This is a genomic window from Fenollaria massiliensis, assembly GCF_000312505.2.
GTDB classification, from domain to species: Bacteria; Bacillota; Clostridia; order Tissierellales; family Peptoniphilaceae; genus Fenollaria; species Fenollaria massiliensis.
Map to the genome: position 1 here is coordinate 188,874 of NZ_HG326225.1, position 15,660 is coordinate 204,533.

At 33.6% G+C, this 15,660-nt stretch carries 21 protein-coding genes and 2 pseudogenes; all 23 read right to left on the minus strand.

Going from position 1 to position 15,660, the window contains the following annotated elements; all coding sequences use genetic code 11:
- Nucleotide 1: 1 nt before the first annotated feature.
- Nucleotides 2-598, minus strand: coding sequence for a major tail protein (locus BN30_RS02735; protein WP_019213975.1), 597 nt, complete (start codon nt 596-598; stop codon nt 2-4).
- Entirely contained in the window at nt 591-932 is a 342-nt protein-coding gene (locus BN30_RS02740; protein ID WP_019213976.1) for a hypothetical protein, read from the minus strand. The genes BN30_RS02735 and BN30_RS02740 overlap by 8 nt, the downstream gene beginning before the upstream one ends.
- Nucleotides 925-1,305 (minus strand): HK97 gp10 family phage protein, encoded by a 381-nt coding sequence (locus tag BN30_RS02745; RefSeq protein ID WP_019213977.1) that lies wholly within the window; start codon nt 1,303-1,305, stop codon nt 925-927. The genes BN30_RS02740 and BN30_RS02745 overlap by 8 nt, the downstream gene beginning before the upstream one ends.
- On the minus strand, nt 1,302-1,634 hold the full coding sequence (locus BN30_RS02750) for a phage head closure protein (RefSeq protein WP_019213978.1): 333 nt from the start codon (nt 1,632-1,634) through the stop codon (nt 1,302-1,304). Before BN30_RS02750 ends, BN30_RS02745 begins: the two co-directional genes overlap by 4 nt.
- Entirely contained in the window at nt 1,634-1,906 is a 273-nt protein-coding gene (locus tag BN30_RS02755; protein ID WP_026880632.1) for a head-tail connector protein, read from the minus strand. The genes BN30_RS02750 and BN30_RS02755 overlap by 1 nt, the downstream gene beginning before the upstream one ends.
- Before the next feature lie 10 nt (nt 1,907-1,916).
- Entirely contained in the window at nt 1,917-3,107 is a 1,191-nt protein-coding gene (locus tag BN30_RS02760) for a phage major capsid protein (protein ID WP_019213980.1), read from the minus strand.
- Between the two features lie 4 nt (nt 3,108-3,111).
- The gene (locus tag BN30_RS02765; protein ID WP_019213981.1) at nt 3,112-3,795 is read right to left on the minus strand and encodes a head maturation protease, ClpP-related; all 684 of its coding nucleotides are present in this window, start codon (nt 3,793-3,795) and stop codon (nt 3,112-3,114) included.
- A pseudogene (locus BN30_RS08810) lies at nt 3,785-5,022 on the minus strand (phage portal protein). The gene BN30_RS02765 and the pseudogene BN30_RS08810 overlap by 11 nt, the downstream one beginning before the upstream one ends.
- Before the next feature lie 323 nt (nt 5,023-5,345).
- On the minus strand, nt 5,346-5,480 hold the full coding sequence (locus tag BN30_RS10385) for a hypothetical protein (protein WP_019213983.1): 135 nt from the start codon (nt 5,478-5,480) through the stop codon (nt 5,346-5,348).
- Between the two features lie 62 nt (nt 5,481-5,542).
- Nucleotides 5,543-6,025 carry a hypothetical protein gene (locus BN30_RS02780; protein WP_019213984.1) on the minus strand — a complete coding sequence of 161 codons (483 nt, stop codon included), beginning with the start codon at nt 6,023-6,025 and terminating at the stop codon, nt 5,543-5,545.
- A 45-nt stretch (nt 6,026-6,070) separates the two neighbouring features.
- On the minus strand, nt 6,071-7,666 hold the full coding sequence (locus BN30_RS02785) for a terminase large subunit (RefSeq protein WP_019213985.1): 1,596 nt from the start codon (nt 7,664-7,666) through the stop codon (nt 6,071-6,073).
- A gap of 91 nt (nt 7,667-7,757) precedes the next feature.
- Entirely contained in the window at nt 7,758-7,952 is a 195-nt protein-coding gene (locus BN30_RS02790) for a hypothetical protein (protein WP_019213986.1), read from the minus strand.
- Nucleotides 7,953-8,053: 101 nt separating this feature from the next.
- A complete protein-coding gene (locus BN30_RS02795) occupies nt 8,054-8,245 on the minus strand; it encodes a DUF6900 domain-containing protein (protein WP_019213987.1) in 192 nt (63 codons plus the stop codon).
- Nucleotides 8,246-8,331: 86 nt separating this feature from the next.
- Nucleotides 8,332-8,706, minus strand: a complete 375-nt coding sequence (locus tag BN30_RS02800) for a DUF7698 family protein (RefSeq protein WP_019213988.1) — start codon at nt 8,704-8,706, stop codon at nt 8,332-8,334.
- Between the two features lie 86 nt (nt 8,707-8,792).
- Nucleotides 8,793-9,011, minus strand: coding sequence for a DUF4314 domain-containing protein (locus BN30_RS02805; RefSeq protein ID WP_019213989.1), 219 nt, complete (start codon nt 9,009-9,011; stop codon nt 8,793-8,795).
- 49 nt (nt 9,012-9,060) lie between these two features.
- Nucleotides 9,061-10,344, minus strand: a complete 1,284-nt coding sequence (locus tag BN30_RS02810) for a DNA cytosine methyltransferase (protein ID WP_019213990.1) — start codon at nt 10,342-10,344, stop codon at nt 9,061-9,063.
- The gene (locus BN30_RS02815; protein ID WP_019213991.1) at nt 10,337-11,572 is read right to left on the minus strand and encodes a site-specific DNA-methyltransferase; all 1,236 of its coding nucleotides are present in this window, start codon (nt 11,570-11,572) and stop codon (nt 10,337-10,339) included. Before BN30_RS02815 ends, BN30_RS02810 begins: the two co-directional genes overlap by 8 nt.
- Nucleotides 11,569-12,351, minus strand: a complete 783-nt coding sequence (locus BN30_RS02820) for an S-adenosylmethionine synthetase N-terminal domain-containing protein (RefSeq protein WP_019213992.1) — start codon at nt 12,349-12,351, stop codon at nt 11,569-11,571. Before BN30_RS02820 ends, BN30_RS02815 begins: the two co-directional genes overlap by 4 nt.
- A gap of 3 nt (nt 12,352-12,354) precedes the next feature.
- Entirely contained in the window at nt 12,355-12,927 is a 573-nt protein-coding gene (locus tag BN30_RS02825; RefSeq protein WP_026880633.1) for a P27 family phage terminase small subunit, read from the minus strand.
- Between the two features lie 133 nt (nt 12,928-13,060).
- A complete protein-coding gene (locus BN30_RS02830) occupies nt 13,061-13,417 on the minus strand; it encodes an HNH endonuclease (protein WP_019213994.1) in 357 nt (118 codons plus the stop codon).
- Nucleotides 13,418-13,517: 100 nt separating this feature from the next.
- A complete protein-coding gene (locus BN30_RS02835) occupies nt 13,518-13,946 on the minus strand; it encodes a DUF1492 domain-containing protein (protein ID WP_019213995.1) in 429 nt (142 codons plus the stop codon).
- A 12-nt stretch (nt 13,947-13,958) separates the two neighbouring features.
- Nucleotides 13,959-15,307: pseudogene (locus tag BN30_RS08815) on the minus strand (SNF2-related protein).
- On the minus strand, nt 15,304-15,591 hold the full coding sequence (locus tag BN30_RS02845) for a PDDEXK family nuclease (RefSeq protein WP_019213998.1): 288 nt from the start codon (nt 15,589-15,591) through the stop codon (nt 15,304-15,306). The pseudogene BN30_RS08815 and the gene BN30_RS02845 overlap by 4 nt, the downstream one beginning before the upstream one ends.
- Between the last annotated feature and the right edge of the window lie 69 nt (nt 15,592-15,660).

Below are 15,660 nucleotides of genomic sequence, written 5' to 3' on the forward strand. Positions count from 1 at the left end.
GTTATTTTCCTCCTACACTTGCTTTTGTAGGAGTTACTGCAGTTTCTGTAGGCATGTAAACTGACTTATACCATCCTTCGTAAGTCTCCTTAGTTGTTGAATCTCCTGTTCTAGCTTTTACATTTCCATTTGGAAGAGGTCTTGCTTGAATTGATAAAGTTTCTGGTTGCACTTCCCTTGACTCCTCATTTGTCTCTCCTTCAAGTTTTGGTCTTGCAGCAGAGCAGTTATACATGATGTGACGGATTTTCTTTTGATCTCCATCAAACTCAAAAAGAAGAGCAAAGTTCGCTGTCTCTGAATTAGATGATTCAATAAGAACTTTATTTGTATCTACTTTTTCCATTAAAACATCTGTTCTAAACGACTCTGGAATTAGTGCTATTTCTAGGTCGCCATCATATCCCATGTTATTAGAAATTGTGTAATATTCTATCCCGTCAGCATAAAAGCTTTCTGGCTCTCCATTAGGCTCTAATGAAATAGATACGGCACCAGGCATTGGCACTGGTTCTTTATATTTAATCGTACCATCTTCTGTTTTATCAAAAAGAGCATAGTGAACATTACATATGTTAAATTTAACTTTATTAGCCATTATATTCCTCCTTATAATTTATCTTTAAAGTAAACTCGTAGAGAACTTCATACAACCTTTCAGATTCAATCCATACTTCTGATTTTTCATAGTAGATTTTTTCTCTATCAAGTATTTCTTCTATTTTTTCTTCTAATTGTAAGTCTTTTTTATCTGTATAGACTTCAAGATTCACTTCTGTATTCTTATAATAAACAAGTCCATCTGCTCCAAAGTGTTTATTCTTTGGAAGCAAATATACCATAAAAGGTGGCTGTGGACTTTCTCCTTCAGCAAAATGCGAATAAGCAAAAGGAAGTCCTATCTCTTCTAAAATTTTTATTAGTCTATCCATTCTTTAACTTCCTTATAATGTTTTCTTCCAATTCTCTGACTCCTTTTTCTTCTGCTGGTGCTATATGAGGCTTTGCCTTTACTCTACCACCCTGTCTTAGCACATGACCTTTTTCAAGTAAGTGTGCAAGCTGATATCTATCTCTTGAGTGAACTATAAGCTCGATTGAATTAGAAGTCTCTCTATTATTTTTTACAGTCCATGACTTTGCATATCTGCCAGTCCTTCCAACTGGAGCTGTATCCTTTATATCTTGCTTGATATTTTTAGCTGCTTTCTTAACCTCACTCTTCAGTTCATCGCTAGCCATCTTAGAATAATCTTCTAAGCCTTTCATTATTTCACTAGCTAAGTTATCTATCTTCACATTCATCTCGACACCTTCTTGCATCTTAGTTTAATCAGCTTATTTTTATAATTCATAAAATCAACTGATAGTATATTGTATATATTTTCATCGAAGCTAATTCTATATTCACTAGAGTTTATTGATTTTAATTTTTGCTGATATCTAATTGTAAAAGATATATCAGAGCTGTCCTGCTCCATACCTAAAAATACTGCCTCGCCTTTTCCTTGAAAGGATATATATGCATTAGTTATAGTATAGTCACTCCAAATAGATTTATGGTTTCCAATTTTATCTATTTCAAGCTTCTTATTTTGTATCTTTATTTTTTTATTAAGGTCAACTATCTTCATTAAAACTCAGCCTTTCTTATACCAAATAATAGAGCTCTAAGTGTTAAATTAAGCTCTGCGTGGTCAGCCTCTTCTCTGTGTTCATAAAGATATGCAATCATATATAGTACAGCAATTTTAGCATTTTTATGGCTAGCAAGTTCCTCATCGCTGTCGACTCTTGCAATTTCTTTGCAATGCTCTATTGATGAAAGGATGAGCGTCTTTATATACTCATCCTCATCATCAAAATCAACTCTTAAATACGTCTTAGCCTCATCAAGAGTTATCATGCTCATTTCCTTATGCTGTAGTTCCTATTTTTAATAGCTTAACAGCCTCTCTTAGAACTAGCACTCCGTCAACTCTTTCTTTGCCTAAGAAGCCTACCATACCATTACCAGCGAATAATTCTTTTAAGTCTTGGAATGATCTGTATCCTCTATCACCAATCTTGTAATAAGAAATATCACCAAAAGCTATAGCAAATTTTCCTTTTTCTGCCTTTGGTGCATATGCAGATGTATATGCTGGATATCCTAGTAGTCTATCTGGTTCTCCATCTTTTAGTGAAGGTTGCCAAATATATGCACCATTAACATCTTTTAGCTTTCTTATTTGAGCTACTGTGGCATCGTTTAGAATAAATACAGCCTTTTTTCTGTATGGTCTATCTAATGAATAAACAAGGTCTACTAATTCATCCGATGTTATTGTTGCAGCCTTAGATGTTACTCCAATTTCTCCACCTTTTTTAGCATCAAAAATTCCTGTAGGCTTATTTACACCATCTCCATTTAAGAAGGCATCTTCTTCAGCATTAGCTAATGCTTTTGTAAATTCTTCTGTGATATAGCTTTCCAAATCAAAAGCTGAATCATATAAAAGCTCTTCTGTTACTTTAACTCCAACATGAAGCTTGTGAGCATCAAGTGAAACTTGGTCGAACTTGCCATCACCAAAAGTAAGTTGTCCGCCTTCTTCAACCCATAAAGCTGCTGGTTTTGTAGCAGCAATATTTATTTTGTGAAGTCCTGAAGTTTTAACTTTTGAAGCTAGCTTTCTGATAATGTTTTCATCTTCAAGTCCACTTACTATTTCTTTCTCAAGTTCATCTGGAACTAAATATCCACCACTCTCGTCTGCTCCAACTTTTAGTTCGTTTGAAATATCTCTAAAGTTTGATCTTAGAGCGTTCATCATTGATTTTTTATAAACGTTTCTAGATCTCATTGGTATTTCTTCATCATTACCTACTGTAGGCTCGTTTTTTAAAGCTTGAGTGGTAGGTTTTGCAAGGTCTTTGTCCATTTCTTCCTCCCTCTTTTTTCTGTTAATTTCACGAGAGTAGTTCTCGATTGTCTTCTCCATCTCTTCGTACGTCTTAAAGTCCTCGTCAGACATTAAGCCGTTCTCATCTTTTTTGGAATCAGCAAAATTCTTTGCATTATTCCATGCCTCTGTTCTTTTTTCAATTAGTTCATTTAAAGTCATATAATTACCTCCATTTATTTTTTATTTGACTTAGTCGTTCTTCCACTTCGTTTATTGAGTGGTGCTTTACTTCTTTCTTTATTTTTGCCATAAGTGAATTACTTACTGCTCTTCTAGAAAAGACCATGTTTGTTACTTTTTCATCTTTTCTCTTATCGCTTAGAGTGCCGTCACAAAATCCCATCTCTATAGCTTTATTTTTGTCAAACCAAGTCTCTCCATCCATAAGATTAGAAATCTCTTCTCTAGAAAGTCCTGTCTTGATTTCATAAGCGTTTATGATTGATTCTTTGACTTCGTTAAGCATCTCAATAGCTTTCTGCATTTCTTTAGAATCGCCAATGGCTACAGTTAAAGGGTTATGGATCATCATTAAAGATGTCGGACTCATTAAAACTTCAGTTCCTGCCATAGCGATAACTGATGCAGCTGATGCTGCAAGTCCATCAATCTTTATAGTTACATTGCCTTTGTGTTCTAAAAGCATTGTGTAAATTCTTGATGCTGCTATACAGTCGCCACCAGGTGAGTTGATCCATACCGTTATGTCTCCTTTCTTATTTTTTAATTCTTCAAAAAAGAGCCTTGGTGTGATTTCATCATCAAACCAAGACTCTTCTGCTATAACCCCATCTATATAGAGTTCATTTTCATTCTCTTTCCAGTTCCAAAATATTTTATTTTTCATCCTCTAAATCATTACCTCCATTCTTTTCATAGAAAGCTCCCGCCTTATTAAGTGGTAGCATGTTTCCATTAACAAGATATAAGTCGCCACCTTCTTCAGCTGAAATTCTATCAAGATTTTCTAGCTCTCGTATATCGTTTGCACTCATCCAACCATTCTGCCTACCAACAGCATAACCATTCATTCTTGATTCATAGTCTCCTCTTAGAAGTCCATCAAGATTAAACTTAATGAAATAGTCTTCTTTTTCTTTTTTGTTAATAGTGATCTCTCTAGAGATTGCTCCCATCTAATTATCCAAGGATCGAGAGTATATTTAACAAACTCAAGTGACTGCTGTTCAATATTTGAAAAAGACGACCTTTCTAAGTCTCCTATCATATGAGGTGGAACTCTGAAAATTCTTGCTATTTCATTTAACTGAAACTTTCTAGTTTCTAAAAATTGAGCCTCACTTGGAGCAATCGCTATTGGTTGATACTTCATCCCTTCTTCGAGTACAGCTACTTTGTTAGCATTCTTTGGTCCTTGAAATGCAGCATTCCAAGATTCTCTAACTCTTTCAGGATCCTTAATTATACCAGGATGCTCTAAAACGCCACCTGGTTGGGCTCCATTTTGAAAGAATGAGGCACCATATTCTTCACAAGCCATAGCCATGCCTATAGCATTTTTTGCCATTGTAATTGGCGAATATCCAATAAGTCCGTCAAATCCAAGTCCTGGTATATGAAGAACATCTTCTTTTAATAAATAGACATCTTCGTACTTATACTTGTATTTATAGAAGATTTCTCCATCTTCACTTCTCATAACAGTCATCTTGTTTGGCATCAAAGGATAAAGACCAACAATTTCATTTTTTCCATTTCTTATTATTTGAGCGTATGCATTACCCCATAGCAAAAGATGTGTCATTAGTGTTTCTCTAAATACAAATGAAGTCATTTCACTATTTGGTTCATCATGTAATAAAAAATATAAAGTGTGTTGTTTTGCTTTCTCTTTAGAACTAGAATTCTCTTTTTTGTAAAGATGTAAAGGTAGTCCAGCTAAAGTTTCTGCAAGAACTCTAACACACGAATATACTGCTGTCATCTGCATAGCTGTAAATCCATTAACTTCCTTATTTACAATTGTTCTGCCAAACAAAAAAGACGATGAAGATATTCTCTCCCCGTCTCTTGGTTTGTCTCTCGACTTAAAGATTAAATTTAAAATTCCTATATTAGCACCTCCTTAAATTTGTCATAAGAAAAGCACCTACTTTCGTAGATGCTAAGAATATATGCCATATTTTTCTGGAACATTTCCAGTCTTTTGATATTCTATATTTAAATAAAATAATAATTTCAACGCTTGGCTATCTATACCACTTTCTGTTAAACTCCAACAATAACTTGAGTTCTCAACTTTGATTTTACCTCTACTGCAAAATTCCCAGCAGTCAACTTCTGGATAGTTCTTCTTTTCTATCCATTCTTTTTTTCCATTTGGTTTTTTCTTTCTTTTTCTTTCGATAGTTGGTTCTGGAAAGAAATCTTTGCTTATTAATGTATTCCATCGTAAGTATCTAAAGCTTTTTTATAATTATCTAAATTTACATTATATGATGTATACTCATAAGTATACCATTCATCATCTTTTGATATTAGTCGGCAAGATGCACCATATCCTCTACTCATATAGCATTCTCCTTTAAATATGAAAGCATAATATAAAAACTAATAACCTTCACAAATAATATTTATTTTTTTAATTTGTATATTCTATCTAGACTGTTTTTATCTGTATTTATAACGTATGCTGTTTCTAAATCTTTAGTAACATAATATTTAAATGGTCTAAATGGATTCTTGTTAAATAAATCTTTTATCAACAAATCGTCTGTCTTGTCATTTGAGTTTATTATAAATATTTCATCTAATTTTTCAATATTCTTCAAATCTATATCCACACTAAAATCATCCACTTTTAAATATTTCCCTATGCATTTTTCTGTTTTACCATCCCATAGATATACTGTTTGACATTTATTGCATTTCCAGAAATAATCATTTTGTAATATAGCCTCTCCATAATATATTATATCTAAAAGTTCAGGATTCTCTTTATTCAAATTAGTTTTTATATAATCGATAAGTTCAGTCTTAGTGTAAACATTATACACAATAGAGCCATCGTGATCCCTCATTATATTTCCACAGACGCTACAACCCATTCCTCCCATAGTATTCCTCCATTCAGTTAATACTTCTATATAAGTATACCCAATTTAAAATACTAATAGACCTCTATCATCATAAACAGATTCACTTGTATCATTACCACATCTTATAGCCCTATCAAGAGCCATGATTGTAGCAATAACTCCATCTATCTTTTCTGTAGATTTTTCTTTATCTGCCTTTATATTTCCTGCAGGATCTGTTCGTATAAATATGTTATCCATCATCCATCTTAAAACTGGGTGTCCTGCATGAGCTATTTTCCTTTCGAGTGTTAACTTCATCAATTCTTTTGTAGGTGGTGACATATCTTTGAAACCCTGTCCAAATGGCACTACTGTAAAACCCATATTTTCAAGATTCTGAACCATTTGAACTGCTCCCCATCTATCGAATGCTATTTCTCTTATGTTATACTTTTCTCCCAAATCTTCAATAAATTTTTCTATAAATCCATAGTGAACTACATTACCTTCTGTTGTTTGAATGAAACCTTGCCTTTTCCACAAGTCATAGTTTACATGGTCTCTTTTTACTCTTAAATCAAGATTGTCTTCTGGTAACCAAAAGTAAGGTAGTATCTGAAATTTATCGTCTTCATCTAGTGGTGGAAACACTAGAACAAAGGCTGTTATATCCGTTGTAGACGAAAGGTCTAGACCACCATAACAGACCCTACCTTTTATTTCGTCTTCATTGACAGCAAAATTACATAAATCCCATTTATCCATTGGCATCCATCTAATAACTTGTTTTACCCATTGATTAAGTCTTAGCTGTCTAAATGAGTTCTCTTCCGATGGGTTCTGCTTAGCAGAGTTGAATGCTTGTCTTACTTTTTCTATTGGAACAGTTATACCAAGCGAGGGATTAGCTTTATACCAAATTTTCTCATCGGTCCAGTCATCATCTCTATGAGCTCCATAAATAACTGGGTAGAATGTAGGATCAGTCTTTCTGCCCTCAAGAATATCTACTGCCTTTTGATGTGTTTCATAGCAGATTGATTTCGTATCTGTTCCTGCAGTTGTTATTAAAAAATACAAGGGTTGAGTTCTAGCATCTCCAGATCCCTTTGTCATTACATCAAATAGTTTTCTGTTAGGCTGCGTATGTAATTCATCAAAAACAACTCCGTGAATGTTAAATCCATGTTTTGAATATGCTTCTGCCGACAATACTTGATAAAAAGAATTTGTAGGTTTATATATCATTCTCTTCTGTGATGCTAGTATTTTTACTCTCTTAGAAAGTGCAGGGGACATTCTTACCATATCTGCTGCGACATCAAAAACGATAGTTGCTTGTTGTCTATCTGCAGCACATCCATATACTTCTGCTCTCTCTTCTCCATCGCCGCATGTAAGAAGTAAAGCTACAGCTGCTGCAAGTTCTGACTTTCCCATCTTCTTTGGAATTTCTATATATGCTGTATTGAATTGTCTGTAACCAGTTTCTTTTACAATACCAAATAAATCTCTAATAATTTCTTCTTGCCAATCTATAAGCTTAAAATCTTTGCCTGCCCATCTACCTTTTGTGTGCTTAAGACACTCTATAAAGGTAACAGCATAGTCAGCCTTCTTTTTATCATATCTTGAGTTTGCTAGCATGAATTTACTTGGTGTGTATTTCTTTTTCATTGGTCCTCCTTTCTGAAAATGGGCATAAAAAATACTAGCCTTTAGCTAGTTCACTACGACAAATAGAGCCTAACTCGTTTTGTCTTTTATTTTAAAATAAATCGTCTATTTTATTATATTCATCTTTTAGTTGATTTAGCTCTTGATATATGCATTGAGCTCTAAAATTGTTTCTTGTTTCTCTTAGCTTCTTTTCTAAATCGTATATTTCTTTCTTTCTTCTTGTTAATACCTCAATTTCGTCTCCTTCCAATGCTGCCTTATAATCTTTTTCAAAACTTGTCATTTTGTTTTCCACCTCTTCCTTTTTTCTTGTGTACATATTAGCGTACATCTAGGAATAAGTCAAGTATAATTTTTAATATAAATGGCTATTTTTCAATCTTTTTATTTGCTTTGCTTGCCTAGTTCGTAAGCTTCTCTAAGCATTTCTTTTAAAGACCATACTGAAATGTCTAAGAAGTCTTCTGAGTCGTTATTTCTTTTTTCTAAATCTCCTCTATTCTCTACTGCGTATGAATGTTTCTTAGCGATTTCTAAAAGTTGTAAATTTTCCTTTTTTAATTCTTTCTTTGCCATTTTCTTTATCTCCTTTTCCTTTTTTTGTTGTGTACATATTACCGTACTAATCGATATAAGTCAAGCTATATTTTCAATATAAATGGCTATTTTTCAATCTTTCTTAAAACTAAAGCAGGTTTTATTTCTTTTTCATCTTCTTGTGTTTCAAAATTCCAGTCTATTCTTCCTGTTTCTTGTTCGATTAGGTCAACTATGGAATATCCATTATTTTTGAAGGCTTGCAATTCATTCATAAGTGCTGTAGATTGGTCTGAAATTGTAAATTCTTTAATTTCAAATCTCTCAAGGTTTTCTATAATTTCTTTGTAGTCCTTTTCAAATCCCAATTCTTCAAAGTCTAATCTTTCAAGTCCTACTCTTTTAGCTTTTTCGTAGGCCCAATAAAATCTGTGGTTGATTTTGTTTTCTTTGAAATCTTCATTTGTTTCAAGGTTTTCTAAAATGTCAATTTTTTTCATTTTCTTTATCTCCTTTTCCTTTTTTTGTTGTGTACATATTACCGTACTAATCACTATAAGTCAAGCTATATTTTCAATATAAATGGCTATTTTTCAATCTTTTTAACCCTATCAACCCTATACAAAACATTAAGTGTTGATCCATTGTCCCACTTAACTAAAATCGATCCAATATCATCAACTCCACATACTGTTCCTAAAGTTCCAGTAGGAGGTGCTTGCTCATCTTCCATGCTTAGAAGTTTTACTCTAGCACCTACTGGATATATTTTTCTTAAATCTTTTATAATTTCCTTTGAAATCATCTAATCACCTCACATACATATATTGCTCAAACACTCTATTTAGTCAAGTCTATTTATCAATATTTACTAATCTTTTAAAAATAAATATCGCACATGGAAGAGCGATACCATTGCCCCACATTTTGTATTCAGCTGAATCGGTATGAGGATTTTTAAGCCATTTAATAATTTGCTTATCTGTTTTCCTAAATGTAAGGCCTCTTAGTTCTGCATCTTTATCAAAAACAGACCTCCAAAATAAAAGGTCTTTGTCCGTTGGATTGTCTATTCCTAAATCTTCACACCAGTAATCTGGAAAGCCTTGTAACCTACCACATTCTTTTGGCGTTAGTCTTCTAATAATTTTTTGATTAACAAGTGGTGGGTCTTTGTAATCTGTAGCTACAAGAGCTGACGAGATATTTTTATCAGCTTTAGTAAAATGATTGTTCTTGCTCATTGAGTAAACTTCTTCAATTATTGCTACTCCACCTTGATTTCTAATTGGAGTGTTTCCACTTGTATCTATAGTTCTTGAAGTATCACATTCATAAATATTGTGTCGTTCATTTTTAGTGTTTACAGATGTCTGACGAATATCATAAGCAAGAAAAGTTTTCTTGCTCGCATTTACCCAACTTAAGTTATCTGTTTTAGAAGTGCATCTTTCAGTGGCTTTGGTATTTGTCTTCCCTTCCTTTTTGCTCTTGATAGTATTCCAAGACAAGCCTTTCTGCTCAAATAATATTTGACTGGCACTTGTTCCATTAAGATCTGCGACAAGGAAGATGCGAGTTCTTCGTTGGGGCACTCCAAAATATTTAGCATCAAGGACTCTCCAAGCAATGGTGTAATTATCTCCCAAGATTTCTCCTGCATTGTTCCATTTCTTAGGTCTAGGAAGTTTAACTTTTGATTCGTTGATTTTTGTAATTTCTTCGAGGACAGATCTAAAGTCTTCTCCTTTGTTTGATGAGAATGCTCCTGGTACATTTTCCCATAATAAGTATCTTGGATATTTGCCATTTGTTCTGCACCTCATTTCTTTAATAACTCTTATTGCCTCATAAAATAGGCTAGACTTTTTGCCTTCAAGACCTGCTCTCTTTCCAGCAAGAGATAAATCTTGACAAGGACTACCAAAAGATATTATATCAACAGTTTCTATTTCGTAGCCGTTTATATCTTTTATGTCACCTAAATGCTTAACACAAGCTAGGTTTTTCTGTGTGACTCGTATTGGAAACGGCTCAACTTCAGATGCCCATATAGGTTTTATTCCACATAAAATAGCGGCTAAAGGAAATCCTCCACTACCGTCAAAAAGTGAGCCTAGAGTTAGCTCTTTATTCATCTTTTACAACCTCTGTGTATTTATATATTTTTCCATCTCTTAAAAGACTTACATCTTCATCACTGCCAACAAGCTCAATGTATCTATTTACAATTACATCAACAAACTTTTCATCAAGTTCTATCATTCTGCATACCCTATCTGTCTGCTCACAAGCTATAAGGGTGCTTCCACTGCCACCAAATGGATCGAGTACTACTGAGTTAACCATTGATGAGTTTTTAATTGGATATGATAAAAGTGGAATCGGCTTCATTGTAGGATGATCGCCATTCTTTCTTGGTTTATCAAATTCCCAAATAGTAGACTCTTTTCTGCCAGTGTACCAGTTATGTTTACCTTTTTTCTTCCAACCGTAAAGTATTGGTTCGTGTTGCCATTGATATGGACTTCTTCCTAGAACCAGTGACTGTTTCTTCCAAATACAAGTGCCAGAAAGATAGAAACCAGCATCTTGAAACGCTTTTCTAAAGTTAAGTCCTTCTGTATCTGCATGAAACACATATATTGATCCATCATTAGCTAAATATTTTTCCATATTTAAAAAGGAGCTTAGTAAAAATTCATAAAATTTACTTTGCTCCATGTTATCATTTTTAATTTTTCCAGCAGACCCTTCGTAATTAACATTATATGGTGGATCTGTAATTATCAGATTAGCTTTTGTATCTTCCATTAATCTTTCATAAGTTTTTTCATCAGTAGCATCGCCACATATCAATTTATGTCTTCCTAAGGTCCATATATCCCCAGCTTTTGAAAAGGTAGGTTTTTCTAGCTCTTTATCTACATCAAAGTCATCGTCTTTTGTCTCATTATCTAAATCAAATATATTAGATAGCTCTTCACTTGAAAAGCCTGTAAGCTCAAGATTAAAACCATAGTCTTCTAAAGCTTCAATTTCAACTCTTAAAAGTTCCTCGTCCCAAGCAGCATCGAGTGCCATTCTATTATCAGCTAGAATGTATGCTTTCTTTTGAGCTTCATTTAAGTGATCTGCAAAAACACAAGGAACTTCTTTTATTCCTTCCTCCTTAGCTGCCATAATTCTTCCATGACCTGCAATTACTCCGTAGTCTTTGTCAATTATAATGGGATTTATAAAACCAAACTCTCTTATAGATGCTCTTAGTTTGCTTATTTGGTCTGGTGAGTGAGTTCTAGCATTATTTATATATGGTACTAATTTGTCAATATCGACAAGCTTCATCTCTTTTGTCGTTATCATATTAACCCCCACTTAGCAAATTCTTCAAAACCACCAATAGAATCAATATACCCTTTTGCAATTGCTACAATTTCTGTGTATGGCTTTCCATCTATTTCATCATCGCCAATAGCACACGAGAGCTCAATCACTCTATTTTCCTTTTGAGCCTTTAGATAAGCATAGATATTAACAGAAACGTCTGCTTTAGATAGATCTTTTCCATGCAATCCTCCACCAGTTACTGCTCTACCCATATCTGAGCCTATTTTTCTATTTGTAGCTCCTGTGTCGACATCTGTTCCACCAGTCCAATCACCTAATGGATTGATTATTGCATTTGGATAAATGTCTTGTAAGATTTCTGCTTCTACATTTGATTGACAAATAATAAGTTTATCTCCATCTAAAATGTACTTACCATCGTATGGGTGATTAGAAAAAATCTCTCTAGCTATTTCTGCTAGCTTTCTTTCTTCATTTGATCTTGGCACACCTTTAAAAATTCCATTGTCGCCACATCTTATTTTATCCTCTTGATTTTTAGCAAGCTTTGTATCTTGTTTTACAATCTTTATATCACAATTTACATCTCCTGCTATTCTTTTAATAATTGCTTCTATTTCTTTTATTTCAAACTTGCAATCTGTCTCTATAATGACATGGCAATTGCCGTGACCTAATAAAACTTCAACAGCTACTTTTGCTTTGTCTTGTTTCTTGTATGCTAGGTCAACAATAGCACCTGCAATGCAATCTGCAATTTTATCAGGATGCTTTGGATTTACTTTTTCAAACATTTTCTACCTCCTTTGTCTTAGTAGTTTTTCCATCATATCTTCTCCGTAATCTTCATATACCTCCGTGCAGTTTTCTTTTACAATATCATATATTTCATACCATAAAAGGTTAGCTGACTTTTGAAACTGAGAAGACATTTGAACGAATGGTGAGGTTATTACTCCTCCTGTTGTAGGGTGCTTACCTAATAGACCAAACTGACTTATTGCTTCTTCGCATTGAATATATCTTGCAAAAGCTTGTGAGTATGATTCTAATAGTCTTGGATTTACTAATTTCTCACAAGACCTATCTTTTAGCCACTGCCATGTCTCTTTATATATTTCATCCGCTCCAAGTGGTATACCATTCTTTTGCTGTGCTGACAAATAGTCGCTTGGCTTAGGCATATCATAACCTTCCAGCTCAACTCCGTCAGGTAAGTCTTCAGCATCAAGTTCGTCTGGACTAAATGTTGGTATATTATTTAGGATAACCTCTACTTCTTTTCCTTTTTGTATTTTTTCTATAGCAGGCGTTGGTTTTCCACCAGCACGAACTCTTCGTCCGCCTCTATATGTTCCATCTTTTGCGATAATATCACCTCCTAATATATAATATTCTTTAATACCCCCTTTGAACCTGCCTTTTTGTGCGTAAGAGGGCGGCACCGTTGGTGTGGGACTTTACAGTAGAGAAGCTGCCTCCCCCTCCCCCTCAAAGATTTTTTTACCTACGAAACCTATCTCCACTCTTTGCATGGATCTTTGAGTGACAAGATTTACACAAACTCATAAGGTTCTCCTCGTCATTTGTTCCACCAAGAGATAAAGGTTTTATGTGATGAACATGTTCTGCTTTAGTCATTCTATTTTCTTCCAAACACTTCTCACAAAGTGGATGCTCAGAGATATATCTTTTGCGAATGACTCTCCATGCTTTTCCATAACGTTTGTATGTTTCTGTGTTTCTTTTATACTTTTCATAGTTCTTGTTGTATTCCTTTTCATGTTTCTTACAAAATCTTCCCTCAACTAACTCTGGACAGTTTGGATAAGAACATGGTCTTTTAGGTTTTCTTGGCATCTTACTCTCCTCTTAAAACAAAAACCTTGAAGAAATATCTCCAAGGCTCGTTTTATTATTCTTTTTCTATTATAATGATACTACAGATACATAGTGACATTCAATGACATTTAGTGACATGATTAACTATCTTTGAAGTTTCTCTTAGTCCTTGATTATGCAATCTGTGAATATGTCTAATGTCATAGTTTAGCTCAACAGCAATCTTCTCCCAAGTTTCAAAACAAAGATATCTTTTTTCTAAAATAACTTGAAGCTCTTTATCCTCAATCTTATTAATCACAGCTACAATTTCACTTTTTAAATCTACTAATTTATCTATATCTTTATTGATCTCTTCTTGCAAGTCAATAATTTTAACTATAGTATCTTCAAGTCGTGACGTTTCTCCGTTTGGATTCTTTGGCATATCAGACAGAGTTGAATTAGCTTTTGTTGCTAAAGCATTCAAGCTTTCTACCTGTTCTAGCTTTGAGTTGATTCGTTTGTCAAGATAAAACGCCTGTTGTAAGTATTCCTTTGTATTCATACATATCACTCCTTATATCAAATTAACTTTAACTGCTTCAATTAGTGCAGCTTGTGTTTTATTCTTATTTTCTAATGCTTTCATCACATCTTCATCGATAGTGTTTTTACTAAGTATATGATGAATCACAACTGTTTCTTTTTGTCCTTGTCTGTACAGCCTTGCATTTGTTTGCTCGTATAACTCTAAGGACCAAGTTAATGAAAACCAAATAAGTGTTGATCCTCCTGCTTGAAGGTTTAGTCCGTGTCCAGCAGATGCTGGATGGATAATTGCAATTGGTATTTTTCCTTGATTCCACTCTTTAAAATCAGCACTTGTTTTTAACTCTCTCACATCAAATCTATCTTTAATTCTTTTTAAATCCGACTTATACCAGTAAGCTATTAAGACTGGCTTGCCATTTGCTCCTTCAATTAAATCTTCTAAGGCATCAAGCTTTCTATCGTGAATATGAACAGTATTCTTATCCTCATCGTAGACAGAACCAGATGCCATTTGAAGTAATTTGTTAGATAAAGCTGCAGCATTGACTGCATCTATTTCTTTATCCTTTATGCTTATTACTAGATCCTTTTTAAAGCTATCGTATGTTTCTCTCTCTTTATCTGAAAGATTTACAAATACCTCGTTGTTTATTTTTTCTGGCATTGTTAGATAATCTTCAGCTTTCATCGATACTGTTATGTCAGATATCTTTTTATATATTGCATCCTCAGCAAATGGTAGTGGCTTATATGAATAGATAATTGCTCCATTCCTTTTATCTGGCTTGAAGTATATTTCTCTATATTGTCCTATAAATCTTCCAAGCCTTTCTCCCATATCTAAAAGTCTAAACTCTGCCCATAAATCCATTAAGCCATTTGATGAGGGTGTTCCTGTTAATCCAACAATTCTTTTAATCTTTGCTCTAACTTTCATCAGTGCTCTAAACCTCTTAGACCTATGAGACTTAAAAGAAGAAAGCTCATCTATTATTATCATATCAAAATTAAAATCACTGCCACTTTTATTAACGAGCCAGTCAACATTTTCTCTGTTAATAATATATATGTCAGCTTTTTTATTCAGTGCATTTAGCCTTTCCTTTTCACTTCCAATAACCACAGAGTACTTAAGCATCTTTAGATGAGACCATTTATCTATCTCTTCTTTCCATGTATCTCTTGCTACTCTTAGTGGTGCAATAATAAGGACTTTAGAGATTTCAAAAGAATCAAATAGTAAATCATTAATGGCTGTTAAGCTTATAACTGTTTTACCTAACCTAAGCCCATATCCAAGAATAATGCTGTAATCTTATTATTTTTTATTTGCTCAATAGCATAGCTTTGATAATTATGTGGATTGAACTTCAATAAAGATCACCTCCTATAGCTTTTATTACTTCATCTATGTTTTCTTTTTCATCCAGTACGAAAACCTTAAATCCTAATTTTTTTAAATCTTTTATTCTTTTTATTTGAATAGGTCTTGCTTTGCCGCCTGGTCTTTTAAGTTCTACAAAACCAAGCTTAGCTTTAGGTAAAAGAACTATCCTGTCTGGTATTCCCATCATTGATGGAGATGTAAACTTTATGCAAAGACCTCCTAATGCTTTAACTTTTTTAACTAATGCTTTTTCTATATCTTTCTCTAACATATAAACCTCTATTTTTAGCCATTGTGCAGGTCGTGAAACTCTCTTCTATAACCTCTATATATATACTAA

Coding starts and splice junctions, on each gene's coding strand:
- BN30_RS02745 (WP_019213977.1), bottom strand. CDS start 1,305: ATGAATGTGAAGATAGATAACTTAGCTAGTGAAATAATGAAAGGCTTA.
- BN30_RS02835 (WP_019213995.1), bottom strand. CDS start 13,946: ATGAATACAAAGGAATACTTACAACAGGCGTTTTATCTTGACAAACGA.
- BN30_RS02790 (WP_019213986.1), bottom strand. CDS start 7,952: ATGACAAGTTTTGAAAAAGATTATAAGGCAGCATTGGAAGGAGACGAA.
- BN30_RS02845 (WP_019213998.1), bottom strand. CDS start 15,591: ATGTTAGAGAAAGATATAGAAAAAGCATTAGTTAAAAAAGTTAAAGCA.
- BN30_RS02830 (WP_019213994.1), bottom strand. CDS start 13,417: ATGCCAAGAAAACCTAAAAGACCATGTTCTTATCCAAACTGTCCAGAG.
- BN30_RS02795 (WP_019213987.1), bottom strand. CDS start 8,245: ATGGCAAAGAAAGAATTAAAAAAGGAAAATTTACAACTTTTAGAAATC.
- BN30_RS02765 (WP_019213981.1), bottom strand. CDS start 3,795: ATGAAAAATAAAATATTTTGGAACTGGAAAGAGAATGAAAATGAACTC.
- BN30_RS02810 (WP_019213990.1), bottom strand. CDS start 10,344: ATGAATAAAGAGCTAACTCTAGGCTCACTTTTTGACGGTAGTGGAGGA.
- BN30_RS02820 (WP_019213992.1), bottom strand. CDS start 12,351: ATGTTTGAAAAAGTAAATCCAAAGCATCCTGATAAAATTGCAGATTGC.
- BN30_RS02785 (WP_019213985.1), bottom strand. CDS start 7,666: ATGAAAAAGAAATACACACCAAGTAAATTCATGCTAGCAAACTCAAGA.
- BN30_RS02750 (WP_019213978.1), bottom strand. CDS start 1,634: ATGAAGATAGTTGACCTTAATAAAAAAATAAAGATACAAAATAAGAAG.
- BN30_RS02805 (WP_019213989.1), bottom strand. CDS start 9,011: ATGATTTCAAAGGAAATTATAAAAGATTTAAGAAAAATATATCCAGTA.
- BN30_RS02740 (WP_019213976.1), bottom strand. CDS start 932: ATGGATAGACTAATAAAAATTTTAGAAGAGATAGGACTTCCTTTTGCT.
- BN30_RS02735 (WP_019213975.1), bottom strand. CDS start 598: ATGGCTAATAAAGTTAAATTTAACATATGTAATGTTCACTATGCTCTT.
- BN30_RS02815 (WP_019213991.1), bottom strand. CDS start 11,572: ATGATAACGACAAAAGAGATGAAGCTTGTCGATATTGACAAATTAGTA.
- BN30_RS10385 (WP_019213983.1), bottom strand. CDS start 5,480: ATGAGTAGAGGATATGGTGCATCTTGCCGACTAATATCAAAAGATGAT.
- BN30_RS02760 (WP_019213980.1), bottom strand. CDS start 3,107: ATGACTTTAAATGAACTAATTGAAAAAAGAACAGAGGCATGGAATAAT.
- BN30_RS02755 (WP_026880632.1), bottom strand. CDS start 1,906: ATGATAACTCTTGATGAGGCTAAGACGTATTTAAGAGTTGATTTTGAT.
- BN30_RS02780 (WP_019213984.1), bottom strand. CDS start 6,025: ATGGGAGGAATGGGTTGTAGCGTCTGTGGAAATATAATGAGGGATCAC.
- BN30_RS02800 (WP_019213988.1), bottom strand. CDS start 8,706: ATGAAAAAAATTGACATTTTAGAAAACCTTGAAACAAATGAAGATTTC.